The organism is Pseudoalteromonas sp. GB56 (assembly GCF_054923835.1).
Window position 1 is genome coordinate 768,930 of record NZ_JBPCHK010000001.1, and the last position, 22,859, is coordinate 791,788.

A 22,859-nucleotide genomic window follows, 5' to 3' on the forward strand; every position below is an offset into this window, starting at 1 on the left:
ACTACTGTATGTGAGTGCAAGCTTCTGTTCGGTTTAACTTTTAGGGAGTAAGCGGATCTATGATGATTCTTCGCCCAATCCGACAAGAAGATTTTCAAGAACTGCTCGTTATTGCAGAAGAGTCGGGTCATGGATTTACCTCGTTACCTTTGAACGAGGAACTACTGCGCAACAAAATTGAGCGCTCAGTCGAATCATTTTCAAAGCCTACCGACAAAGCGGGCGACGAAGGTTATTTGTTTGTTCTTGAAGACAGCGAAAGCGGTGAGATTGCCGGCACATGCGGTATTGAAGCGGCAGTGGGTCTCGATGATGCATTTTATCATTATCACCAATCAAAAGTGATTCACTCTTCACGTACACTAGGTGTATATAAGGCCGTTGATATTCTTACGCTGTGTAATGATTACACCGGTGCGACGGAGCTTTGTACCCTGTTCCTAAAAGAAAAGTTTCGCCAGAAATTCAACGGGAAGTTGCTTTCAAAGTCGCGCTTCTTGTTTATCAATCAGCACCGAGAGCGCTTTGCGCCGACAGTCATTGCTGAGATGCGCGGCGTGTCTGATGAAAATGGCAACAGTCCGTTTTGGCAGTGGCTTGAAGAGCATTTTTTCTCAATGGACTTCCCAACAGCGGACTATCTCACGGGAATTGGTCAAAAAGTATTTATTGCTGAGCTAATGCCGAAATACCCAATTTACGTCAATCTGTTGAGCAAAGAGGCGCAACAGGTAGTAGGTGAAGTGCACGACAATACCCGTCCTGCTATTGAGCTACTTAAGAGTGAAGGGTTTACCTTTAATGGTTATGTCGACATTTTCGATGCCGGTCCAACGGTTGAAGCTAAAGTTGACAATATTCGTACAGTCATGAATAGCACAATGCGCACAGTAGAAATTGGTGACGCGCAAGGTGAAACCGCGCTGATGGTTGCAAACCAATCGATTGCTGATTACCGCGCGATGGTGATAGAAGCCAACATTGATTGCAATGACGATACAACGATTATTTTAAGCCAGCACGTTGCTGATGCCCTAAAAGTGAAAGAGGGTGACAGTGTGTGCGTGGCAGCATTATAAGGAGCCATAACAATGACTCATCAAGCACAATTTATTAATGGCCAATGGCTTGCCGGTGAAGGCCACAGTTTTAGTTCGATAAACCCAGCGAACAATCAGGTTCTGTGGGAGGCGAATACAGCGACTGCAGAGCAAGTGAACTTTGCTGTAAATGCTGCACGCGAAGCGTTTATTCCATGGTCTGATAAGTCATTCGAAGAGCGTCTCGAAATTGTGAAGGCGTTTGCCGAGCAACTGAAAGAAAATGCTGAAGAGTTAGCCGTGCTTATCGCCCAAGAAACGGGTAAGCCGTTGTGGGAAACCCGCACTGAGGCTGGCGCTATGGTAGGTAAAATTGCTATCTCAGAAAAGGCGTACCTCGAGCGTACTGGTACGGTTGAAAATGCGATGCCTGTGGGCAAAGCGGTAATCCGTCATCGTGCGCACGGTGTTGTGGCGGTATTTGGCCCTTATAACTTCCCAGGCCATTTGCCGAACGGTCATATCGTCCCAGCACTTCTTGCGGGCAATACCGTGGTATTTAAGCCATCAGAACTGACGCCTGCGGTTGCAGAACTTACTTTGAAAATGTGGCAACAAGCGGGCCTTCCTGACGGTGTGATTAACCTAGTTCAAGGTGAAGTAGAAACGGGCAAAGCGCTTGCTTCACACCGTGATATCGACGGTTTGTTCTTTACTGGTTCATCACGTACAGGTCATATTCTTCATGAGCAATATGCAGGTCAACCAGGTAAAATCTTGGCGCTGGAAATGGGCGGTAATAATCCATTGATCGTTAAAGACGTATCTGATGTCAAAGCAACAGTTCACGATATTATCCAGTCGGCATTCATTTCCAGCGGTCAGCGTTGTACGTGTGCTCGTAAACTATTTCTACCTGTGGGCGCAAGTGGTGACGCAATTCTTGCGCAGCTTATTACAGCCACCAAAAACATCAAGGTGGATGTGTATGATGCGCAAGAGCAGCCATTTATGGGCTCAATGATTTCTGAAGCAGCTGCTAAAGGTATGGTGGCTGCACAACAGCAATTAATTGATTTAGGCGCGCACTCGCTGGTTGAGCTAACGCATACGCAAGGTACAGGCTTTGTGACTCCAGGGATTATTGAATGTACCAATGTGACTGACTTCCCAGACGAAGAACACTTTGGTCCACTACTTAAGGTGTTCCGTTACACGGATTTTGATGCGGCTATCAAATTAGCGAATGACACCGCATTTGGTTTGTCAGCGGGTCTATTGGGTGACAATGAAGCTGACTACGAATATTTCCTACGCCGTATTCGCGCTGGTATTGTGAACTGGAACCGACCAATCACCGGGGCTTCTAGTGCTGCACCGTTTGGTGGAATCGGTGCATCGGGCAATCATCGCGCAAGTGCATACTATGCTGCGGATTATTGCGCATACCCAGTGGCATCGGTGGAATTAGAGCAAGTCACTTTGCCTGCCACATTGAGCCCTGGCTTAAGTTTAGACTGAGCATTTGATGCTATTACCTAAAAAAAAGCAGCTTCGGCTGCTTTTTTTGCCTTTTTTATTGGCTAGCATTTAGGCTCGCTTTCTGCTTAAATCTATTAAGTATTCTAAGAAGTTAAGGTGTTTCATGGTACTCGATAGGGAAGGTTATGATGATCTCATCATGCACCTGACGCAAAATTTGGCATTGTTCGAAAAACCAGGCGTTGTAGAGCCAAATGCGCCCACAGTGATGGAGCTTATCGAAGATGTGATAGCTGAGCACGTCATGCTGATTTGTCAGCAGCACACCGAATTAGATACCGATCAGCGCAGCCAAATTGTGCGTGAAGTCGACGGTATTGTTTACGACTTGCAAGAAGTGCTTAGTTCGGTCGTGAATCACCCCGTTACCAAAGAGCAACGCGAATTTATTGATGAGTTTGCGGGCTTAATCAAAAATCTCTTCGACAATGCCGTCGCCAATTTAGCCTAACCTAGTATATAAACCTCGAAAGTAATAACTAATTGCTAGTTTGATTCGCTAGGCTGCTGATTTACAATCGCGTTGAATCAAATAAAAACAATGAGGTTAACATGCAAGCGAAAGTAAAATGGGTTGAAGGCGATACCTTTATCGGCACATCACACTCTGGCCACAATGTGGTATTCGATACGGGTAGCGACAGCAAAGCACCTTCCCCTATGGAAATGGTTTTAATGTCTGCAGGCGCATGTTCATCTGTGGATGTTGTAAGTATCCTGCAAAAAGCACGTCAGCAAGTAAAAGATGTTCAAGTTGAGCTCACTGGTGAGCGTGCAGAGACGGTTCCTCGTGTGTTCACAAAAATTAATCTTCACTTTATTGTCAAAGGCATAGAGGTTAGTGAAAAGCACGTAGAGCGTGCGGTTTCACTGTCAGCAGACAAATATTGTTCAGTCGCTTTGATGCTGGAAAAAGGTGTTGAAATCACTCATAGTTTTGAAGTGCAAGAAATCGCATAAAAAGTACTTTTTTGAGGGACCAAATTAGGCTAAAATCCGCGCTCTTTTTAAAGGCCGTTGCGGCTTTTGTGACTAGGTTGAGGTTGGTTTACAGTGAACAAGCCCTTTGACAAAATTAAGCTTCATGGTTTCAATAACCTAACTAAGAGCTTAAGTTTTAGTATTTACGACATTTGCTACGCGAAAACGGAGCAACAACGTAAAGAATACATAGAATACATCGATGAGCAATACAGCGCTGATCGTCTTACTGACATCTTAGGTGAAGTGGTAGACATCATTGGTGCGAATATTCTCAATGTTGCTCGTCAGGATTATGACCCGCAAGGGGCCAGTGTAACGATTCTGATTTCAGAAGAACCTGTGGACGAGCAAAGCTTCGATAGTGAAGAAACGCCAGGACCATTGCCTGAATCAGTTGTCGCTCACCTTGATAAGAGCCATATCTGTGTGCACACATATCCTGAATCACACCCGCATGATGGTATTTGTACATTCCGTGCTGATATAGAAGTATCAACATGTGGCATCATTTCACCATTGAAAGCGTTGAATTTCCTTATTCACTCGCTGGAGTCAGACGTGGTAACGATTGATTACCGTGTGCGTGGCTTTACTCGTGATGTGAATGGTGTGAAACACTACATCGATCACGCAATCAACTCGATTCAGAACTACATGACTGAAGACACACAAGAGTTGTACCAGATGATGGATGTGAACGTGTATCAGGAAAACCTGTTCCACACTAAGATGATGCTTAAAGAGACAGACCTAAACGCTTACTTGTTTGGTGTGACGACGGATGAACTTGCTGAAGACGAGCAAGATGAAATTCGCGAGCGTCTGAACCGTGAAATCCAAGAGATTTTCTACGGCCGCAACCTACCAGAAGCTTAATCCCATATAGCTTCTGTTTTAGCGCCAATTAGATTGGTAAATCAGTTGGCGCTAAATGTTCTAATGCCCGCTTTTTAACAAGCAACTCCTTGATTAACGGCGTTAATAATAACTCCATTGCCAAGCCCATCTTTCCACCTGGGACAACGAGTGTATTCATGCGTGACATGAAGCTGCCGTCGATCATCTGTAAGAAATATGGGAAGTCGACGTTGTCGATGCCACGAAAGCGGATCACCACAAAGCTTTCATCCAGTGATGGAATATCTTTGGCGCTAAATGGGTTCGAAGTGTCGACCGTCGGTACGCGCTGAAAATTGATGTGGGTACGAGAAAACTGCGGGGTAATATGGTTAATGTAATCATCCATACTACGCACGATGGAGTCCATTACCGCTTCGCGAGAATGGCCTCGCTCAGAGGTATCGCGAATGAGCTTTTGGATCCACTCGAGGTTAATAATCGGTACCATGCCAATCAGTAAGTCGACATGTTTTGCAACGTCGTGCTCTTCGTCAACAACACCGCCATGCAGCCCCTCATAGAACATCAAATCTGTGCCGGTATCTAAGTCTTGCCAAGGCGTGAACGTACCAGGTAATTGATTGTATGGAACCGCTTCATCGAAAGTGTGTAAATAGCGGCGCACTTTACCGCTGCCAGTTTCGCCGTAATTACTGAACAGCTCTTCTAGTGCACCAAAATCATTCGCTTCGCGACCAAAATAGCTGATATGTCGACCTTGCTGCTCTGCTTCGCGGATCTTTTATCCATTTCTGGACGCGTATAGCGGTGAAAGCTATCCCCTTCGATGAAGGCCGCATTGATATCCAAACTGCGAAAAATATGCTTAATCGCATTTGTGGTCGTTGTGGTGCCTGCACCTGATGAACCAGTAATGGCTACGATGGGGTGTTTTGCCGACATAAGTTTAATCGTTTGTTAATTCAAATACCCTTTATAAAGGTCGGCAGATGTGAAATCAAGTGGCGGGCAGGGTGTTGACATCCTCGCGTTGGCAAAGAGTTCGCCATAATTTATTGCTCTTTTGACGTGGCAAGCCACTAAATTAGCGTCGGCAAGCGAAAGCGTTTAAACTGGCAGCAGGTAAACTTAAAAAATTATAATAATGAAAAAGTATTCTACGCTTGGTGCTTTGTGTGCCGCGCTCCTAAGCTCATCAACATTTGCCCAAAGCCAAATATTCCTTCTTCACAATGATGCCAAAAATGTACCTCGAGTCGATGCTGTGAGTGAAGCGGGTAATTACAGCAATCAGCCTGTAATCACAGACAAAGGCGTATATTTTAGTTACGAGGTAGGTGAAGCGGAGTCAGCGCAAAAAGACATTTTCTTCTATGACTTTACCTCAGGCCAGCGCGCCAATGTTACCAACACTGCACAATACAGTGAATACTCACCGACAGTGACACCCAGTGGTGATGCTTTGTCTGCTGTAGTCGTTGAGCCTGGAGGTGCCCAAAGATTGTGGCGTTATGCTTTATCAGGCGCTGATAAGCCCATGCGACTAGTGGAAAACGCGTTAACGATTGGGTATCACGCTTGGGGTCCTAGCGATGATCTCCTTGTATTTGCGCTGGGCGAGCCTCATCAGGCGATGTATTTTACCCTCAAAGCGCCAAGCGATGTGAGGCATGTATCCGATAACCCAGGGCGAGCATTCAGTTATAGCCGACTGCTTAATGGTTTCACCTTTATACAAGCAGAGCAAAATTGGCTGAGTAGCTTCAACCCAGAAAGTAATGAAGTAACACAGCTTTATCGTTTGCCGCAAGACGTTCAGGATTACACCTGGGTAGAAGATGGCACGATCGCCTACGCTTCCCATGGCCGCATTTACCAAAAGCAGCTGCAAAGCGCGAAACCTGCGAAGCTCTGGTATGATTTAAGTGCACATTGTGCAGGTCAAATTACTCGTTTAAGTTATTTAGTGGGTGGTGAGAAACTAGCGTTCGTTTGTGAAATGGACAATACACCGGAGTAACTCGCCGAAAATAAGGCTAATGTCGGTCTAAAAAGCGCTGCCAGTGGCCTTGAGGATTCACAACCCGCACACCTTTGACTATTTTGTGCAGTAGTCGTAAATCTTCAAAGGTGTTGTCAGGGTAGTCTTTTAACCCCATCAGATAATAAAACCCTGCTTTGCTATTGAGTTGCATAGCGCTGATGCGAATGAATTGCTCGAAGTTGAGGCGCAGACTGCTCAATGCTGTCTTGTGACCATATTGATCCACGGTCGGCAACTGGCACTTTTGCATATAGCCTGCACGCTCCCCTTCTCCGGAAAACCAAATTCGAGCTTTTTCGCTGTAACGCCCCGACTTGGAGGGCAAATCGAACAGTAAACGGGTGTGTGCGTGTTGTTCTAAAAATGCGAGATAATCCGTTAAGCCAGCATTGAACAGTTGTGGATGAATAGGAATCTTACGAGGTTTTATCTTGCCATGAGTATGTAAGTGAAAATAAGGTGTGCTGGTATTTATATTGATATCGCATAGCTCAATGCACCCAAGCTCGTCACTAAAGCCACCAGTGTAATACGCTAGTAACGGCAGCCAAAAATGCCAATGCTTAGGTTGTTCACGAGGGGTTTTCTCATCGCCGTAGACATACCCTGAAAACAGGGTATGTAACTCCATGCTCGAAAATGGGCGTCGGCCTAAATGGGTTTTCACGGTGTTTAGTCAGTAAATGCACTTATCAGCGATTTCGCCGATAACTCCGTACACACTTGTTGATCCCAATTGATCCCCACCATGACATTGTCTTCCAGCAGTTGCGGAGCAAAATCTTCAATGACTTCATCCAAAGCCATGTCCATCGGTTCAAAACCTTGCCAATCACCGACACATTGAGCGGCGGCGAGCGCTTGTGAGTGCCAAAGTAACAGTACATCTTGTTGTTCATCGTAGGCAGAAGAGACTGACGCGATACCGCCATCGTCTGATGTTAATAGCCACACCACTTTAGTTTTCTCTACATGCTCACAGAACACGTCCCATTGTGATTCTATTTCGATATCTTGTTGGCTCATGTTAGTTACCCTTGTCTCGGATCTGTGTGTTGGGCCCACTTTGTTTGCTGATATTGCTGCAAGAAAACTTGGAGAGCGGGGTAGGCACTTAGGTTAATAATTTCTCTAAATGATAGCCAATCAATTAAGCAAAATAGACTGATGTGCAGATAATCATGTTGGATTCGTTCAACTTGAAAGTTCAGTTCTTCAAGGCACGAAGCAATGCGTTTCTTTTGCAAGGTGAAAAACAAAGCATCTGAGTCAATGTCTAGGCCTGAGCGCTGGCTCAGAAGTAACTCTACCCCTGAGTCATTGGCGGCATTAATGGTTGTCAGAATGTTCTTCTCATGCCAATTTAAAGGCGCCAAACCGCGCTGCTGGGTAATGTAATCAAATACCACATTGGAATCCAATATGACTTGCTCGCCATCGACTAAAAATGGGATCTTCGCTACTGGGCTATATGAAAGCAATTTTTCACGGCCTTCAGGTGAAAAGATATCAATGTGCTCGTAAGGAATATCTAGGTTATGTTGCTCGCAAAACATGCGTAAACGGCGAGCGTATGGAGATGTATTAGAACCGAACAATTGCATTGCTAAGCCTGCCATATTCTGAACTCTGAATTGAGAGCTTCAACATAACAGGCTTTGAAGTCAATGCAACTGAAATTTAAAGGAATTAGTCGCTGCGACTGGTTACTTCAAGAAGGTGGTAACCGAATTGTGTTTGCACGGGTCCTTGCACTACATTTAATGGTGCTGAAAATACCACTTTATCGAATTCGGGTACCATCATGCCCGGGCCGAATTCACCAAGCGCGCCACCATCTTGTGAGCTTGGGCATAACGAATGGCGCTTTGCCAGTTCTGCGAAATCAGCACCTTGTTCAATTTGTTCCTTGAGGTCGAGGCATAGCGCCTCATTATCTACCAGTATGTGTCGCGCACTCGCTAAAGCCATACTTCACTCCATTTAATGATTGTTATTAATACTGCAATATGAATTGTCCCTCAGAATGAGGGACAAAGATAAGTTTAGACAAAGATTGCTGTTTGTCATTTTAGTGCTTGTTCGACTGCGCTAACCATTTCTTTAGACATCGGTTTAGTGCGGCTGTTAAATCGGGTCACCTCTTTGCGGTCTTTAGATACAAGGTACTTATAGAAATTCCATTTCGGTGAGCTGGTTTTGTCGTTTAAGTACTTAAAGATTGGGTGAGCGTCATCCCCTCTCACGCTAGCGGGTGCAAGCATCGTGAAGGTCACGCCATAGTTTATAAAGCACACTTTCGCGGTGTCTTGTTCTTCATCTTCTTCTTGGAAGAAATCGTCTGATGGCACGCCAATCACCACGAGACCTTGGTCTTTGTATTGTTGATGCAGCTCTTCTAGCTCCTTGAATTGCGGTGTAAAGCCGCAATTACTAGCCGTGTTGACGATTAAAAGAGGAGAGTCTTTAAACTCGCAAAGGTTAATGGTTTCATCTGAGCGTAGTTTTCTCACTTCAACGTTGGTGAAGTCATCACATTGTTGCGCGAATACAGGATTTACAAAACTTGTACTGAGTAAAACCAATGCAGGAATTATTGCTTTAATCATTTTGCTCTCTTTTTAATTGTTTAGAGTCATCACTACGTTATTATCACACCAAGTGATCAACTACCATTTTAGCCAGTTATGTTCGAAAAAGCCCAGCTACATGATTTACCAGATATCGTTGCTATATATAACCAGACAATCCCGAGTCGCATGGTGACAGCTGACACAGAGACTGTGACTGTAGAGTCGCGCAGAGAATGGTTTCTGTCGCATCATGACGCCCGACCTATTTATGTTTACAAAGAACAAGGCCGCGTTGTGGGATGGGTGAGCTTTAAATCGTTTTACGGTCGCCCAGCTTACGATCAAACGGTTGAAGTGGCGATTTACCTGTGCGAGACAGTGCGTGGTAAAGGGCTAGGAAAACAAAGTGTGCAGTTTGTTGAGCACGAGGCGCAACGTTTGGGGATAACGACCTTGTTGGCGTTTATTTTTAGCCACAATACAGTGAGCTTGAAACTATTCAAAAACGCCGGCTTTAGTCATTGGGGAGAGTTGCCGAATGTCGCGAAGATGGATGGTCAATTATACAGTTTGACCATCCTAGGTAAGTCACTTGTGTTGACTAGTTAGTTCTTTTCGCAAATGGGGTGCCCATGCGCGTGACTGCCTCTGGCACTTCTGAATCAAGGAAGTCAGCTTGATTTGCACCCCACGCCATGACCACTGTTGAACCTAATTTGAAACGGCCCATTTCTTCACCCTTCTTAAGATGAATTGCACGATCACCTGTGCTTGGATAATCCCAACTAAATACGTCTTTCCCCGCTGGTGGTGTCACTGTGCCTGCCCAAATTGTTTCAATGCTGGCCACAATCGTTGCGCCGACAAGTACCATAGCTAATGGGCCCATTTCGGTGTCGAAAATAGCGACCACACGTTCGTTGCGAGCAAATAGATTAGGCACATTTTGGGCGGTCAATGGATTTACCGAGAACAGATCACCAGGGACATAGATCATACGCGTTAATGTGCCATCCACCGGCATATGAATGCGGTGATAATCCTTCGGTGCAAGGTAAATCGTGGCAAATTTGCCACCGAGAAACGGTTCTGCATCTTGGGCGTTACCGCCGAGTAAGGCTTCAAGGCTGTAGTAATGACCTTTTGCCTGCACTAATTGACCATCGAGGATATCACCCAATTGGCTAATCGCTCCATCAACGGGATGCGCAACGATGTTTTCATCTTCTGCAAGCGGGCGAATACCCGGTTTAAGAGGGCGAGTGAAGAACTCATTGAACGTAGTGTAATGTTCAGGCGCTTCGTGCAAGGCTTCGCTCATATCAATCTTGTATTGCTTGATAAACAGTTTGATAAGAGCAGTTGTAAGCTTTCCAGCTTTAGCCGCCGCTAACTTGCCTACTAGGCGAGAAACACCATGCTTTGGTAGGGCATATTGAAACGCAATCTTTACTTTGTCTAAGTTCACTGTGTAATTCTCAAAAATGTTTTATGACTATAAGGGTCTGTTTAATTGGCAGTTTACGTTATGTGCTAATTAAACACGAGGGTTTCGCGCCCCAGCGCGACCATCCGCCATGGATTCAATTATGCGGTGGTAGTTGTCAAAGCGAAACTCTGCTATGTGGCCATTCTCAACTGCTTCACGTAACAAGCAGCCCGGATCATCGAGATGTTTGCAGTCTCTAAACTTACAGCCACCTAAGAATTCACGAAATTCTTTGAAGCACCACGCTACGCGTTCTGGTTCTAAGTGCCAGAGACCGAATTCACGGATCCCGGGTGAATCAATAAGGTTTCCTCCGCTTGGTAAGTGATGTAGGCGCGATACTGTGGTGGTGTGTTGACCTAAACCACTGTTGGACGACACCTCTTGAGTGAGGATTTCCGCGTCAGGTAACAGGGAATTTACCAGGCTTGATTTGCCCACACCACTTTGGCCTACAAAGATACTGTTTTTACCAACCAACTTTTCTTTGATAGTGTCCATGCCTTCACCACTGTGGCTGCTGACAAGATGAATGTCGTAGCCGAGTTCATGGTACTCAGCCAAAATTTCGATAAACATGTCGCGATCTTCATCCTCTAACATGTCTACTTTATTAAGCAGCAACACAGGAGGAATGCCCATATCTTCGCAGGCGACGATATAACGGTCGATAATTTGAGTGCTGAACTCAGGCACGACGGCTGAAACCATCAATATTTGGTCGATGTTTGCAGCGACAACCTTCACACCATCATAGAAATCAGGACGTGTTAGCTGTGAGCGACGTTCTTCGACTAGCTCAACGACACCGGCGATATCGCCGTCACTGACATTAGCGCGACGGAATAAAACTTCATCACCACAGACTAAGCTCCCCACCGTGCGGCGGATATTACAGCGCAGAACATCTCCGTCAGGGGTTTCTATATCAGCATGTTGTCCAAAGCGACTGACCACTACACCGGTTTCTTGATGACCAAGATTATCCGAGTCGAACTCAGTTTGAGGGGGATTGTCAGTTGGGCTTTCTTTGGCGCGTTGTAAGCGCTTTTCATGGTTCGCTCGAATGCGTCGAGTTTGGCCTTTGGACAGTTTTTTCTTTTTTGCCACGCGGTCTCTGTTACTTAGCTAAGCTAAAGCTTTTAAAAAAGCTTTAGGTCTATGAGGTAAGCTAATATGATATATGTTATTGCGTTAAACCGAAAGTAAAGCAAAGGTTGGGTTGATATGGCTGTGAACGAAACAAACTTAGTGTGGTTAGATTTAGAAATGACAGGCTTAGAACCTGAACATGATCGTATTTTAGAAATTGCCACTATAGTGACCGACAGTGAACTCAATATTCTTGCTCAAGGTCCGGTTATCGCTATTCATCAAAGTGACGAGCTACTCGATTCGATGGACGAGTGGTGCACTAACCAGCATGGTAAATCAGGTTTGACAGCCCGAGTAAAAGCCAGTCAGGTGAGTGAACAGGAAGCCATGGATGAGACCATTGCCTTTTTGCAGCAATGGGTGCCAAAAGGGGCCTCGCCTTTGTGCGGGAATTCGATTGGCCAAGACCGTCGTTTCTTAGTGCGCTATATGCGTGAGTTGGATAATTACTTCCATTACCGCAGTATCGACGTAAGCACGATTAAAGAACTCGCTCGACGTTGGCACCCTGAAGTTCTCACCAAGGTTAAAAAGCAGGGATCGCACCTTGCACTGGACGATATTAAGGATTCCATCATGGAATTGCAGGTTTATCGTACAGAAATCTTCAAAATTTAAAAAAATCCCAAAAAAGGGCTTGCAAAGAGGGGGCAATATTGTAGAATCCTGCCCCGCTTAAGACGAACAGCAACGCTCAAGTTTTATGCATCTAAGAAGCGGCTTAGCTCAGCTGCTAAATTGCGAAGCCGCGACCTCAAGGTTGCGACCAGCGATAAATAAAGAGCACTCTGTGAAGCGGCACTAGCTCAGCTGGTAGAGCGCGACCTTGCCAAGGTCGAGGTCACGAGTTCGAACCTCGTGTGCCGCTCCAAATTTTCAAACCTTGCTTGGGTTTGAATCTTAACTTAAAGCATCTTATGAAGCGGCACTAGCTCAGCTGGTAGAGCGCGACCTTGCCAAGGTCGAGGTCACGAGTTCGAACCTCGTGTGCCGCTCCAAACTTTCAATAGTTTGCTCAACTGTTGAATTTTATTTTTCGAGCATCTTATGAAGCGGCACTAGCTCAGCTGCTAAATTGCGAAGCCGCGACCTCAAGGTTGCGACCAGCGATAAAACAAAGAGCACTCTGTGAAGCGGCACTAGCTCAGCTGGTAGAGCGCGACCTTGCCAAGGTCGAGGTCACGAGTTCGAACCTCGTGTGCCGCTCCAATTTTCCCCCAAGACATTTCGGACTGAATTTATCCCCTAATGTACTGTACCTTAAATAGGTTCAAGTGTTTGATTGTGCTATTTTTTTTACCTATTTAGAAAGCCTAAGCTAAGCTTTACCTAGTTATTCATTATCAAGGTGTTAGCGGATGCGTAGTCAGCCTTTAGCTAAAAAATTACTCCTAGCCAGTTGTGGTGCACTTTTTCTTGCTGTTACTTTGCTTATTGGTATTTTGTGGTGGCAATTAGAAGCTAGTAATGATGAAGCTATGAAGCAAGCCAATGCACTTATCAGTGCAGAAGTTGAACAAAAGTTATTAGCTAAGGCGGGTCAGGATGGTGAGAAAATTCTCGGCCTTATAAATGAAGCGTACCGTATTCCATATACAATGGCTGGTATTCTAGGGCGCACGCAAAGTAAGCCGTTAGCACGTGATGATATCGAAGCAATCAATCGCGCTGTTCTAACCCAAAACACCATTGTTTCGTCTATTTACTCCCAATTTGAAGATAATGCGTATGACGGTGCTGATGATCAGTACTTGTCTGGTTATCAACATTCAGTCCCTGGTCACGGTTCACTCGAAATCTATATGGTGCGCAATGCAGATGGTTCGATTGAGCAGCAGGTGGTTGAAGACGCTGATGAAAAGCATGTATCGACCGTTAATGACATGGGTATCCGAGAGGCTGAGTGGTACTTGTGCGCTATCGATACGAAAAAACCCTGTTTAATGGAACCCTACCTTTACGAAATTTCTCCCGGTAATTCAGAGATGATGACATCTCTAACAGCCCCAATTCTGGCTAACAGCCAGTCGATAGGTGTCGCTGGAATTGATTTGAATCTACCCATCTTCCAGAAAGTTACCGAAGAATTGTCCTCAGCCTTATACCAAGGGAGTGCAAAAGTATCATTGATTAGTGCAAGAGGGCTGATTGTTGGCAGTAGTCACTACAAAGCGCAGTTGGGTAAACCGCTTTCCGGTATCGTCGATAAAGCAGTTTGGCAACAGGTTGAAAGTGCCAAATCAGTTGATGTCTCGCAAATTGGTGGGCGATTTGTAGTGAGTTATCCGATCAAAGTGAAACTGGCTGACTCAACTTGGAAACTTGTGATTGAAGTACCTGAAGAACTAGCCATGGCGGGGGCAAGGCAATTACAAACAAATTTGATCGACAACGCCAATGAGTTAAAAACGGTACTCATCATTGTTGCATTAATCGTATTAGCCGCTGCAACAGCAATGATGTACTTGCTTACGCGCACCATTGTTAAACCTATCGAGCAGATCAGACTGCGGATGGAGAACCTGGCGAGTGCTGAAGGAGATTTAACGCAATCTTTGAACGTTGACACGCACGCTGAGCTTATTGCTTTGGGTAATGGTTTCAACGCCTTTATTGAGAAATTACGTACTTTGATTGCGCAATTAAAGCAGTTATCAGATCGCACTATGGGCCAAGCGAATAGCGCCTCGGAAGTCGCAGTGCATACTCAGGAAAATGTCGAGCGCCAGTTCAGTGAAATTGAAAGTGTTGTTACGGCGATGAATGAAATGAGTTCAACAGCATTAGAAGTCGCGCGCGCATCTGAACAATCAGCACAACAAACAGAAGAGATTAATCGGTTAGTTCAAGTGAGCGAGCGCAGCTTGTCACAAGCGGTAGAACAGGTGCAAACAATGTCATCTGAAATCAACGATGCCAACGATGCAGTTTCTAAAGTCGCGTCGCGTAGTAATGACATCAACCAAATACTCGATGTGATCAGAACGATCGCTGAGCAAACGAACTTACTCGCACTTAATGCCGCTATTGAGGCCGCACGTGCGGGAGAGCAAGGACGAGGGTTTGCAGTGGTCGCAGATGAGGTACGCGCATTAGCGTCGAAGACTCGCGCATCCACTGATGACATCAGCGCCCTTATTACGCGTTTACAACAAGAGGTGAGCAGTGCATCTGGCATTATTGAACAGGGAGTATCGCGAGCGGGGGACGCAGTAGCACAAACCTCAAGTGCATTCGAAGCCTTGCATGAAGTGGTTGAAAAAGTGAATGAAATTACAAATCAGGTGACTCATATCGCCACTGCTGCAGAAGAGCAAAGCTCTGTTACTGAAGAAATAAACCGCAACCTTACAATGATTTCTGATGCAGCTTCACACTTAGCTGATTTATCGAAACAAACAGGTAATGGTTCGAGAGAGCTTATCCAGCTTGTGCAAGAACAAGATGCGCAATTAAGCCGGTTGAAGACGTAAATCTGGGCGGGGAGATGCAGTCGCACTATGATTAAACGGCAAATACTTATCATTGACGCCACAAGTGTGCTCGCCATGCGCATTAAAGTATTACTCGAATTACTTGAATGCGACGTCAGGCTCGTTCATTTTTCCACTCTGGATCACGATGCGACCTTAGAGCCGGCTGATATGTATGTGATTGCTCATGGTGTGCCACTGCATATCGCACAGCAGCTAAAGCCGCAAATTGCAGAATCGAGTTTAGCCTTGCTGGCCCCAAAAGCTGAGCAAGGAGAGGTGTTCACAAATTTTGCCGAACTCAATAAGTTGTTTTTTAACGCTCAGGTCATTTACCCATTTTTTGAAAACAAAGAAATTAGTGCGCTATTTGAAAGCACTTTAGAAATTGACGGTCCGCAATCTTTATCTCTGCCCAGTGTCTTGTTAGCGGCAGAATCCGACGACGCTGAGGATATCTGCGGTTGGCTTGAAGGGGCGCATATTAAAGTCGCTCGCGCCCATTCTCTGATGGAAGTGCTGTCGATTAACACCGATCAAGATATCGATATCCTCATCACTTTCTATCGCGTGGGCAATGAAAGTGGCAGTGATATTTATCAGCAGTTGCGGCGCACAAGGCCTCATTGCCGATGTATTTTACTGGCTAAAGATAGTCACAAAGCAGAATTGCTTGAAGCTATTCGTATCGGTATAGAAAGTGTGATTGAACTGCCTGCCGATCACAATATGTTGATGCAGTCAGTGCACAAACTTTGGCAGAATGAACTTCTGAAACGCCATAATGCGCAGCTTGTTGAGCGCTTGCAAGACACCGTTGATGCATTAATAGAGAAGGATAGTCTGCTGCGGGTTATATTTAAAAATACCCCAGATGCAGTGATCATTTTTGCGCGCAATGGCGCGCTTATTGACGCCAATGATGCAGCCGCTCAATTGTTAAATATCAACAGTGATGAAGTGGGCAAAGTGTCCTTGTTCAATTTCTTAAGCCCTCAGTCCGAAGGGGAGTTGGTAAAGGCGATTGGCAGCGGCACAAGTTTAAATCAGTACCGCTGTGAGATTGAATTGCAAACCGCGCATCGGGGGCTCATCGCTATGGTGGCGTCTTTCAGTGAAGTGGATTACCACGGTGCCATAGCGTATGCAGTGATATTTAAAAATGTCACGGAGCTCAAAGAAAAACAGGCATTACTTGAAGAAGCGCGCTCAGAATTAGAATTACGCGTAAAAGAACGCACTCAAGAGTTAGAAACTGCGAAAGATGCTGCAGAAGCGGCGAATAAAAGTAAGTCTGAATTCTTGGCCAATATGTCCCATGAATTGCGTACACCGATGCATTCTATCCTTAGCTTTTCCAAATTTGGTTTAGACAAACTAAATCAAGGTGAAGCGCCAAAAGACAAATTAACAAAATATTTAGAGCGGATTCAAACAAGTGGCACTCGATTGCTTTCGTTACTGAATAACTTACTCGACTTGTCGAAATTGGATGTGGGTAAATTTCCGTTTCATCCGCAGCCTGTCAACATACGTCAATTGATTGAGGCCAGTACAGAGGACGTGTCAGGCACTGCAATCGAAAAGCACATTGAGCTGCACGTTCACTCTCAGTGCAATAATCATGAAATCGAATGTGACAGTGCGCAAATTACACAAATTATGACTAACCTGTTGGGCAATGCATTGAAGTTCAGCCCAGAGAAAAGTGCCATTCGGGTGCTTTTAAATGACAGTGTCAACGAGCTGCAAATACAGGTAGTCGATAACGGTATCGGTATACCAGAACAAGAGTTAGAACACGTTTTTGATAAATTTTCTCAGAGTAGTCAAACAGATAGAGGCGCTGGTGGAACAGGTCTCGGGTTAGCCTTATGTCGTGAGTTTGTGCTTTTACACTCAGGTCACATAGAAGCCAAATTAAACCCAGAAGGCGGCACGATAATAGAGTTGAAATTACCGCGGACACAGCCGCGAGATGCAACACAAAATCAATGACATGGACGAATTTTGACTATAGTTAATGTAAGAAATAAGTATGAAAGGACGGGCATATGACGGTGCAAAAAGTACTGGCGGTAGACGACGAGGAGTACAACCTCGAGATCATAGAAGAAATCCTTGAAGGCGAGGATTTTGAATTGAGAATGGTTGATAGTGGTCCCGCGTGCCTAGCGATTGTTGGTGAATACCATCCTGATGTCATTCTATTGGATGTCAGTATGCCGGATATGAACGGCTATGATGTGTGCCGCCAGCTTAAAGCGAATCCTGAAACTGACGATATCGTGGTGATGTTTGTGTCGGCCAGAGGCACGGTAGAAGAGCGCATGGAAGGCTATGCAGTCGGGGCAGAGGATTACATAGTTAAACCTTTTAGCCACGATGAACTGAAATCGAAGCTTATGCATCTCAAGGGATTTTTGGAAGAAAAAGAGACCTTGCAGCAGCAAGTGGATGATGCCACTTCAACCGCGTTTAACGCGATGGCGAATAGCTCCGAGATGGGAGAAATAGTCAATTATGTTGAGCGTATCGGTGATATTTGGGAAGTCGAACAACTTGGTTTAGAGCTGTTACATTGCTTAAACCGTTTTGGTTTGCAAAGTAATGCGGAGCTGCGTATTGAGGATAAAACACATCACTTCGCGCTTTCTGGGGTATGTTCACCCATCGTAATTGAGCTTTTTGACATGCTTAAAAGCCGTGGTCGACTCCATGAGTTCTCGCAGCGACTGTTGGTGAATTATGAATCGGTCAGCTTGCTGATCCTCAATATGCCAGAGCATGAGCCGGAAAAACATGGGCGTATTCGCGATCACGTATGTTTCTTAGTGAGCGTTACCGAGCAGCAATTGGGCGCTATTTTAACGCGTAAGGCGTTGGAACTCAGGCAACAGCAATTATCTGAAGCTGTGACACGCATTGAAGAGCAATTCCGTGGCTTAATGTCGTTAATGGATAACACCCGAGCTGAAAACGAGCAGGTATTTCGCTCCCTGCAAGAAGATCTTGAATCACGTATTCCGATGATGGGATTGGATGAAGACCAAGAGCTATTTATTTATAAAAAGGTTGATGACACCATTCAGAAGTCAGTTGCCAGAGCGGATTCAGTCGAGCAAGTACGGGCTGCGTTTGAACTTATCGAACAAGACCTTGCTAAGTTACTAGCTTAGGGCGTGTTGACATTTGCTATGTGTTTTTGCAGCAGGCATTAGTTAAGCGTCTCGTGGCAGTCCTTTTTGCACAGCGCGGATTAAGCGCTGTGTTTTTTTCTCAGTCGGAATTATTGCCACCGCAATCATTGAGCGCTTTCGTTCTTGCTCAGCTAAGGCCCATTGAATGTGCTCGTTAACTAGCTCATCGCCCAGAGTTAGTTTTTCTGTAAGCGCTGTGACTGTCTCCTCGCTATAGGGCGCATTACCAAGCGCAATAGCAATATTTCGCAACCAACGCTGATGGCCAATTCGGCGAATAGGGCTGCCTTCGGTGTGTTTTAAAAACGTTTGCTCATCCCAGCTAAATAGGCTTAAAAGGTCTTTGTCTTTGAGTTGCTCGCGTGCATAAAAGTCCGCTTCTTCAGTAATTTCTCCATAACGATTCCATGGGCAAATCAGCTGGCAATCATCACAACCATATATGCGATTACCCATTGCACTGCGGTATTCCAAAGGAATAGCGCCTTTAAGTTCAATAGTCAGGTAGGAAATACATTTACGTGCATCGATAACGAAAGGCTCGACAATTGCGCCGGTCGGGCACATGGTGATACAGGCCACGCATTTACCACACTCGCCTTGGCTTGATTCATTATTTTCAGGGTCGTCCACGGGCAGCGGAATGTCGATAAACAATTCACCAAGAAAGAACCAAGATCCTGCTTTTTTATCAATGAGTAAGCTATGCTTACCTATAAAACCGAGCCCTGCTTTTTCGGCGAGTTGGCGTTCCAAGACTGGGGCGGAATCCACAAAGGGACGAAAGCCCAGTTCGCTCACATGGTCACTGATGCGCTGGCCGAGCTTTTTGATGCGATTACGCATTAGTTTGTGATAGTCACGACCCAGAGCATAGCGGCTAATATAGGCTTTATTCGGGTCGTTTAGTGTTTTGGCGAACCCAGCATCCGGCGGTAGATAATGCATTTTGAGTGCAATCACTCGCACTGTGCCGGGCACAAGTTCATTTGGGCGACTGCGCTTAGTGCCATGTTCAGCCATGAAGCTCATTTCGCCGTGGTAGCCTAAATCTAACCAACGTTGTAGCTGTGATTCATATTGGCTGAGATCGATGTCACAAATCGCCGCATCAGCAAAACCAAGTTCGTTGGCCCATTGCTTAATTTGTAGGGCTAGTTCAGGATAATTAAGAGTGTCTTGAGGCAAAAGTTAACAACCATGGATTTGAGCTACAGTACTAATTTACCACAGCAAGCTTACACTCCCCAACAATTGAAGGACAACGAACCGATTGCTGCCAAGCACTGTGCCCTAAGTATGCCAGAGCTGATGACTAATGCAGGCGCGGTAGTGGCGCAATGGGTCAAGCAACATTATAGCCAGCAACATGCGGTGTTGATTATTACTGGGTGCGGTAATAACGCAGGAGATGGTTTTGTTGTTGCTCAGCAGCTTACAGACGCAGGCTATGACGTTGATGTTTGGCCACTGATGAGCCCATCCCGTTTATCTGGTGATGCGAAGTCTATGTATGATGTCTACAAAACTTCGGGTGGGCAATGTGTGCATCAACCTAGCCTGAACCGTTATGGGGTGATTGTGGACGCGGTGTTTGGGATTGGCCTTGATAGACCCCTTGAGCAAGAGCTGCATGCGCACTTTGCGCGCCTTAACGAAGCAAAAGCTACACGAATTGCGATAGATGTACCCAGTGGCGTTAATGCCTTAACTGGTGCAGTGTATGAACACGCATTTGCGGCGCATCACACCATTACCTTTATCGGCCTTAAACAAGGTTTACTGACTGGGCGTGCTAAAGCGCAATGTGGCGTATTGTGGTTCGCACCTTTGGGAGTCGACCAAGCATTTGCCCACCTATGTGCTCCCAGCACCAAGCGATTAATGCACGACCAAATGATGCAAAAGCGAGTTTATCGCCCACCGAGCGCTCATAAAGGATCAGCGGGTCATGTTCTGGTTGTTGCTGGTGGTCTGGGTATGGCTGGAGCGGCACGATTATGTGCCGAAGCGTCATTACGTTGTGGTGCTGGTCTTGTCAGTGTTGCTACTCACCCCGAAAACGCAAATGCGGTACTGCAAGGGCGGTATGAATTGATGGTACACGGCATCAAGGATGCGGGCGCATTGGTGCCTCTGATGGAAAAGGCAGATGTGGTTGCCATCGGGCCTGGATTGGGGCAATGCGAATGGGCTAAAAGTCTTTTTGAGCAGGTTCTTACGCAAGGTAAAAACATTCTTAAAGTCATCGATGCAGATGCCCTTAATTTGTTGGCTCACAATCCTGTGGAGATTAAAAATGCGGTGCTTACCCCACACCCGAAAGAGGCGGCCCGCTTATTACAAAACACTGTCGCCGACGTTGAAAGTAATCGTTTTTATGCAGCCAAAGCGCTGGCGCATAAGTTTCGTATCACGGCTTTATTAAAGGGGCCGGGAACTTTGATTGCTCATGAGCAAGGGATTCATATCAATACCAGTGGTTCAGAGGTACTAGCGAGTGCAGGGATGGGTGATGTATTATCTGGTATTATTGCGTCGTTATTGGCACAAGGCCTCAATGATCGTGATGCAGCGTGTCTGGGAGCCTATTTACATGGCTTTGCTGCGCAGCAAGCCTCAAACCAAGGTGGCAAAGGGTTGCTGGCCAGTGATTTATTTCCAGTTTTGAGATCTTTAGTAGGATAAGCGTAAATGAGTGAGCAATTTCACCAGTTTCTAGCTGATGAGTCAGCGACCGTTGCCTTTGGAAATACCCTCTCGGGGTTAGTAGCGCAAGGCGTGGTGATTTATTTATATGGTGACTTAGGTGCAGGCAAAACAACGCTTACGCGCGGTATCGTGCAAGGGTTTGGTCATAAAGGCAAGGTTAAGAGTCCGACCTATACCTTAGTTGAACCTTATGAACTTCCAGAGGTCAATATATATCACTTTGATTTATATAGATTAGCTGATCCAGAAGAACTTGAATTCATGGGGATCAGAGATTATTTTGATGATACAGCTGTGTGTATTCTAGAGTGGCCAAGTAAAGGCGAAGGTGTGATCCCTCGCGCTGACTTAAAAATCACGCTAGAGTATACAGGGGAAGCGCGTGAAATCAGTATTGTTGCTCAAACCGAGCGTGGTGCTGACGTAGTAACGAAGTTAAAAGGCAATGCTTAAAACAATTACAATCGCAAGCAAGATTACCTTAAGTAGCATACTCTTTCTGTGGGCCGTGGCCGCCTCGGCACAAAACAAGATTGAGGGTGTGCGTGTATGGCCATCGCCGGACAGTACCCGCGTGGTCTTTGATATGTCTGAAAAACCGGATTACAGCTTCTTTATGCTCAGTAATCCACGGCGTTTGGTTGTTGATATAAACGATACACAGCACCGAACCACCTATCCAGATATCGAGAAAAAGCATCAGATTATTGATGTAATTCGAGCCAGTTCACCGAAGAAAAAAGGCTCTACTCGCGTCGTATTTGAATTGACCAAACCCAGCAAACCTGTCGTGTTTGCATTGGCGCCAACAGGTCCATATAAGGACCGTCTAGTGATCGATCTCTACGATAAAAGCGATGGTCAAGAAGCGCAAAAAACGCCAAAAAATAGAGTGCTAGAAACAAATCGCGATATCGTGATTGCCATTGATGCGGGGCATGGTGGTGAAGACCCCGGTTCAATTGGTCCTAGTGGCACGTATGAAAAAGATATCACCTTACAAATAGCCAAACGCTTACAAAATTTGATTAATGCGGAGCGTGGTATGAAAGCGCACCTTGTGCGCAGTGGTGACTACTTTATCAAAGTGAATTCTCGCAGTGGTAAAGCGCGTGATAGCAAAGCTGATTTTCTAGTTTCAATTCATGCAGATGCATTTACCAGTCCTAAGCCTCGCGGTGCTTCTGTGTGGGTGTTGTCACTACGCCGAGCTAATTCTGAAATCGGTAAATGGATTGAGGATAGGGAAAAGCACTCCGAACTCCTTGGTGGTGCCGCGGATGTTATTCGCGACACGGCGAGCGAGAAATATTTGGCACAAACACTATTAGACATGTCTATGGACCATTCCATGAAAACCGGCTTTAAGGTTGCCGAAGAGACTGTTAGAGAATTAAGTAAAGTGGCCACTATGCATAAGCGCTATCCGCAAGCTGCGAGCTTAGGCGTCTTGAAGTCACCAGATATACCTTCTATCTTGGTTGAAACTGGTTTCATCTCCAATCCTCAAGAAGAGCGTTTACTGAAATCACCCTCTCACCAACAAAAGTTGGCACAAGCCGTGTTTAAGTCTATCCGCGGTTACTTCATGGACAACCCGCCTGATGACTCTTTATTTGCAACCATAAAAGCACAAAACCCGACTCGCCATAAAATCCAACGTGGTGAATCCCTGAGTGTTGTTGCGAGTCGCTATGGGGTGTCAATTGGTGCTATTAAACGCGCAAATAAATTGAAGACAGATACCGTCTATATTGGCCAAGTTCTGACTATTCCCCGAACTTAA

At 45.6% G+C, this 22,859-nt stretch carries 22 protein-coding genes, 3 tRNA genes and 1 pseudogene; 17 read left to right on the top strand and 9 right to left on the bottom strand.

The window, feature by feature from the left end; genetic code table 11:
• The first annotated feature begins 59 nt into the window (after nt 1-59).
• From astA to speD, 5 genes are all read left to right on the top strand, one after another.
• On the top strand, nt 60-1,079 hold the full coding sequence (gene astA, locus ACH19P_RS03660; protein ID WP_462157144.1) for an arginine N-succinyltransferase: 1,020 nt from the start codon (nt 60-62) through the stop codon (nt 1,077-1,079).
• A gap of 12 nt (nt 1,080-1,091) precedes the next feature.
• Nucleotides 1,092-2,561: a succinylglutamate-semialdehyde dehydrogenase gene (gene astD, locus ACH19P_RS03665; RefSeq protein WP_462157145.1), complete on the top strand. Its 1,470-nt coding sequence runs from the start codon at nt 1,092-1,094 to the stop codon at nt 2,559-2,561.
• A 124-nt stretch (nt 2,562-2,685) separates the two neighbouring features.
• The gene (locus ACH19P_RS03670) at nt 2,686-3,033 is read left to right on the top strand and encodes a DUF3802 family protein (RefSeq protein WP_462157146.1); all 348 of its coding nucleotides are present in this window, start codon (nt 2,686-2,688) and stop codon (nt 3,031-3,033) included.
• A 101-nt stretch (nt 3,034-3,134) separates the two neighbouring features.
• Entirely contained in the window at nt 3,135-3,542 is a 408-nt protein-coding gene (locus ACH19P_RS03675; protein WP_462157147.1) for an OsmC family protein, read from the top strand.
• A 93-nt stretch (nt 3,543-3,635) separates the two neighbouring features.
• Complete coding sequence (gene speD / locus ACH19P_RS03680; protein WP_462157148.1) at nt 3,636-4,442, top strand: adenosylmethionine decarboxylase; 807 nt, start codon at nt 3,636-3,638, stop codon at nt 4,440-4,442.
• A gap of 28 nt (nt 4,443-4,470) precedes the next feature.
• On the opposite strand, the pseudogene ACH19P_RS03685 reads toward speD, so the two are convergent.
• Nucleotides 4,471-5,369, bottom strand: a pseudogene (locus ACH19P_RS03685) (phosphoribulokinase).
• A gap of 202 nt (nt 5,370-5,571) precedes the next feature.
• Between ACH19P_RS03685 and ACH19P_RS03690 the strand changes: the two are divergent.
• On the top strand, nt 5,572-6,447 hold the full coding sequence (locus ACH19P_RS03690; protein WP_462157149.1) for a TolB-like translocation protein: 876 nt from the start codon (nt 5,572-5,574) through the stop codon (nt 6,445-6,447).
• Between the two features lie 16 nt (nt 6,448-6,463).
• On the opposite strand, the gene ACH19P_RS03695 is transcribed toward ACH19P_RS03690, so the two are convergent.
• The 5 genes from ACH19P_RS03695 to ACH19P_RS03715 form a co-directional block, all read right to left on the bottom strand.
• On the bottom strand, nt 6,464-7,138 hold the full coding sequence (locus tag ACH19P_RS03695; protein WP_462157150.1) for a site-specific integrase: 675 nt from the start codon (nt 7,136-7,138) through the stop codon (nt 6,464-6,466).
• A gap of 5 nt (nt 7,139-7,143) precedes the next feature.
• Entirely contained in the window at nt 7,144-7,497 is a 354-nt protein-coding gene (locus tag ACH19P_RS03700) for a DUF2750 domain-containing protein (RefSeq protein WP_462157151.1), read from the bottom strand.
• Nucleotides 7,498-7,502: 5 nt separating this feature from the next.
• Nucleotides 7,503-8,090: a glutathione S-transferase family protein gene (locus ACH19P_RS03705; RefSeq protein ID WP_462157152.1), complete on the bottom strand. Its 588-nt coding sequence runs from the start codon at nt 8,088-8,090 to the stop codon at nt 7,503-7,505.
• Between the two features lie 70 nt (nt 8,091-8,160).
• Nucleotides 8,161-8,442, bottom strand: a complete 282-nt coding sequence (locus ACH19P_RS03710; RefSeq protein WP_347391185.1) for a peptidylprolyl isomerase — start codon at nt 8,440-8,442, stop codon at nt 8,161-8,163.
• A gap of 95 nt (nt 8,443-8,537) precedes the next feature.
• Nucleotides 8,538-9,080: a glutathione peroxidase gene (locus ACH19P_RS03715; RefSeq protein ID WP_462157153.1), complete on the bottom strand. Its 543-nt coding sequence runs from the start codon at nt 9,078-9,080 to the stop codon at nt 8,538-8,540.
• Nucleotides 9,081-9,158: 78 nt separating this feature from the next.
• Here ACH19P_RS03715 and ACH19P_RS03720 point away from each other — a divergent pair, with 78 nt between their 5' ends.
• Nucleotides 9,159-9,653, top strand: a complete 495-nt coding sequence (locus ACH19P_RS03720; RefSeq protein ID WP_462157154.1) for an N-acetyltransferase family protein — start codon at nt 9,159-9,161, stop codon at nt 9,651-9,653.
• Here ACH19P_RS03720 and asd read toward each other — a convergent pair.
• Both asd and rsgA read right to left on the bottom strand, forming a co-directional pair.
• Nucleotides 9,646-10,512, bottom strand: a complete 867-nt coding sequence (asd, locus tag ACH19P_RS03725) for an archaetidylserine decarboxylase (RefSeq protein WP_462157155.1) — start codon at nt 10,510-10,512, stop codon at nt 9,646-9,648. The genes ACH19P_RS03720 and asd overlap by 8 nt on opposite strands.
• A 69-nt stretch (nt 10,513-10,581) precedes the next feature.
• Nucleotides 10,582-11,643 carry a small ribosomal subunit biogenesis GTPase RsgA gene (gene rsgA, locus ACH19P_RS03730; RefSeq protein ID WP_462157156.1) on the bottom strand — a complete coding sequence of 354 codons (1,062 nt, stop codon included), beginning with the start codon at nt 11,641-11,643 and terminating at the stop codon, nt 10,582-10,584.
• Nucleotides 11,644-11,760: 117 nt separating this feature from the next.
• On the opposite strand from rsgA, the gene orn reads away from it, so the two are divergent.
• The 7 genes from orn (at nt 11,761) to ACH19P_RS03765 (ending at nt 18,340) form a co-directional block, all read left to right on the top strand.
• Nucleotides 11,761-12,306 carry an oligoribonuclease gene (gene orn / locus ACH19P_RS03735; protein ID WP_462157157.1) on the top strand — a complete coding sequence of 182 codons (546 nt, stop codon included), beginning with the start codon at nt 11,761-11,763 and terminating at the stop codon, nt 12,304-12,306.
• Nucleotides 12,307-12,483: 177 nt separating this feature from the next.
• Nucleotides 12,484-12,559, top strand: a tRNA-Gly gene (locus ACH19P_RS03740).
• 51 nt (nt 12,560-12,610) lie between these two features.
• A tRNA-Gly gene (locus ACH19P_RS03745) sits at nt 12,611-12,686 on the top strand.
• A gap of 135 nt (nt 12,687-12,821) precedes the next feature.
• Nucleotides 12,822-12,897: transfer RNA gene (locus tag ACH19P_RS03750), tRNA-Gly, on the top strand.
• A gap of 149 nt (nt 12,898-13,046) precedes the next feature.
• Nucleotides 13,047-15,161: a methyl-accepting chemotaxis protein gene (locus tag ACH19P_RS03755; RefSeq protein ID WP_462157158.1), complete on the top strand. Its 2,115-nt coding sequence runs from the start codon at nt 13,047-13,049 to the stop codon at nt 15,159-15,161.
• A 27-nt stretch (nt 15,162-15,188) separates the two neighbouring features.
• Nucleotides 15,189-17,159 (top strand): sensor histidine kinase, encoded by a 1,971-nt coding sequence (locus ACH19P_RS03760; RefSeq protein ID WP_462157159.1) that lies wholly within the window; start codon nt 15,189-15,191, stop codon nt 17,157-17,159.
• A 56-nt stretch (nt 17,160-17,215) separates the two neighbouring features.
• Entirely contained in the window at nt 17,216-18,340 is a 1,125-nt protein-coding gene (locus tag ACH19P_RS03765; protein ID WP_462157161.1) for a response regulator, read from the top strand.
• Between the two features lie 42 nt (nt 18,341-18,382).
• On the opposite strand, the gene queG is transcribed toward ACH19P_RS03765, so the two are convergent.
• A complete protein-coding gene (gene queG, locus ACH19P_RS03770; protein WP_462157163.1) occupies nt 18,383-19,549 on the bottom strand; it encodes a tRNA epoxyqueuosine(34) reductase QueG in 1,167 nt (388 codons plus the stop codon).
• 12 nt (nt 19,550-19,561) lie between these two features.
• Between queG and ACH19P_RS03775 the strand changes: the two genes are divergently transcribed.
• The 3 genes from ACH19P_RS03775 to ACH19P_RS03785 are packed head-to-tail and all read left to right on the top strand — an operon-like array spanning nt 19,562 to nt 22,859.
• Nucleotides 19,562-21,049: an NAD(P)H-hydrate dehydratase gene (locus ACH19P_RS03775; protein ID WP_462157164.1), complete on the top strand. Its 1,488-nt coding sequence runs from the start codon at nt 19,562-19,564 to the stop codon at nt 21,047-21,049.
• A gap of 6 nt (nt 21,050-21,055) precedes the next feature.
• Nucleotides 21,056-21,526: a tRNA (adenosine(37)-N6)-threonylcarbamoyltransferase complex ATPase subunit type 1 TsaE gene (gene tsaE, locus ACH19P_RS03780; RefSeq protein WP_462157165.1), complete on the top strand. Its 471-nt coding sequence runs from the start codon at nt 21,056-21,058 to the stop codon at nt 21,524-21,526.
• Entirely contained in the window at nt 21,519-22,859 is a 1,341-nt protein-coding gene (locus ACH19P_RS03785; RefSeq protein ID WP_462157166.1) for an N-acetylmuramoyl-L-alanine amidase, read from the top strand. The genes tsaE and ACH19P_RS03785 overlap by 8 nt, the downstream gene beginning before the upstream one ends.

What these genes read in the sequence shown, in the direction of transcription:
- astD (WP_462157145.1), top strand. Translation starts at nt 1,092, where the DNA reads ATGACTCATCAAGCACAATTTATTAATGGCCAATGGCTTGCCGGTGAA.
- ACH19P_RS03720 (WP_462157154.1), top strand. Translation starts at nt 9,159, where the DNA reads ATGTTCGAAAAAGCCCAGCTACATGATTTACCAGATATCGTTGCTATA.
- ACH19P_RS03755 (WP_462157158.1), top strand. Translation starts at nt 13,047, where the DNA reads ATGCGTAGTCAGCCTTTAGCTAAAAAATTACTCCTAGCCAGTTGTGGT.
- ACH19P_RS03675 (WP_462157147.1), top strand. Translation starts at nt 3,135, where the DNA reads ATGCAAGCGAAAGTAAAATGGGTTGAAGGCGATACCTTTATCGGCACA.
- ACH19P_RS03785 (WP_462157166.1), top strand. Translation starts at nt 21,519, where the DNA reads ATGCTTAAAACAATTACAATCGCAAGCAAGATTACCTTAAGTAGCATA.
- astA (WP_462157144.1), top strand. Translation starts at nt 60, where the DNA reads ATGATGATTCTTCGCCCAATCCGACAAGAAGATTTTCAAGAACTGCTC.
- ACH19P_RS03670 (WP_462157146.1), top strand. Translation starts at nt 2,686, where the DNA reads ATGGTACTCGATAGGGAAGGTTATGATGATCTCATCATGCACCTGACG.
- ACH19P_RS03700 (WP_462157151.1), bottom strand. Translation starts at nt 7,497, where the DNA reads ATGAGCCAACAAGATATCGAAATAGAATCACAATGGGACGTGTTCTGT.
- orn (WP_462157157.1), top strand. Translation starts at nt 11,761, where the DNA reads ATGGCTGTGAACGAAACAAACTTAGTGTGGTTAGATTTAGAAATGACA.
- ACH19P_RS03765 (WP_462157161.1), top strand. Translation starts at nt 17,216, where the DNA reads ATGACGGTGCAAAAAGTACTGGCGGTAGACGACGAGGAGTACAACCTC.
- ACH19P_RS03715 (WP_462157153.1), bottom strand. Translation starts at nt 9,080, where the DNA reads ATGATTAAAGCAATAATTCCTGCATTGGTTTTACTCAGTACAAGTTTT.
- ACH19P_RS03760 (WP_462157159.1), top strand. Translation starts at nt 15,189, where the DNA reads ATGATTAAACGGCAAATACTTATCATTGACGCCACAAGTGTGCTCGCC.
- ACH19P_RS03690 (WP_462157149.1), top strand. Translation starts at nt 5,572, where the DNA reads ATGAAAAAGTATTCTACGCTTGGTGCTTTGTGTGCCGCGCTCCTAAGC.
- tsaE (WP_462157165.1), top strand. Translation starts at nt 21,056, where the DNA reads ATGAGTGAGCAATTTCACCAGTTTCTAGCTGATGAGTCAGCGACCGTT.
- ACH19P_RS03705 (WP_462157152.1), bottom strand. Translation starts at nt 8,090, where the DNA reads ATGGCAGGCTTAGCAATGCAATTGTTCGGTTCTAATACATCTCCATAC.
- ACH19P_RS03710 (WP_347391185.1), bottom strand. Translation starts at nt 8,442, where the DNA reads ATGGCTTTAGCGAGTGCGCGACACATACTGGTAGATAATGAGGCGCTA.
- ACH19P_RS03775 (WP_462157164.1), top strand. Translation starts at nt 19,562, where the DNA reads ATGGATTTGAGCTACAGTACTAATTTACCACAGCAAGCTTACACTCCC.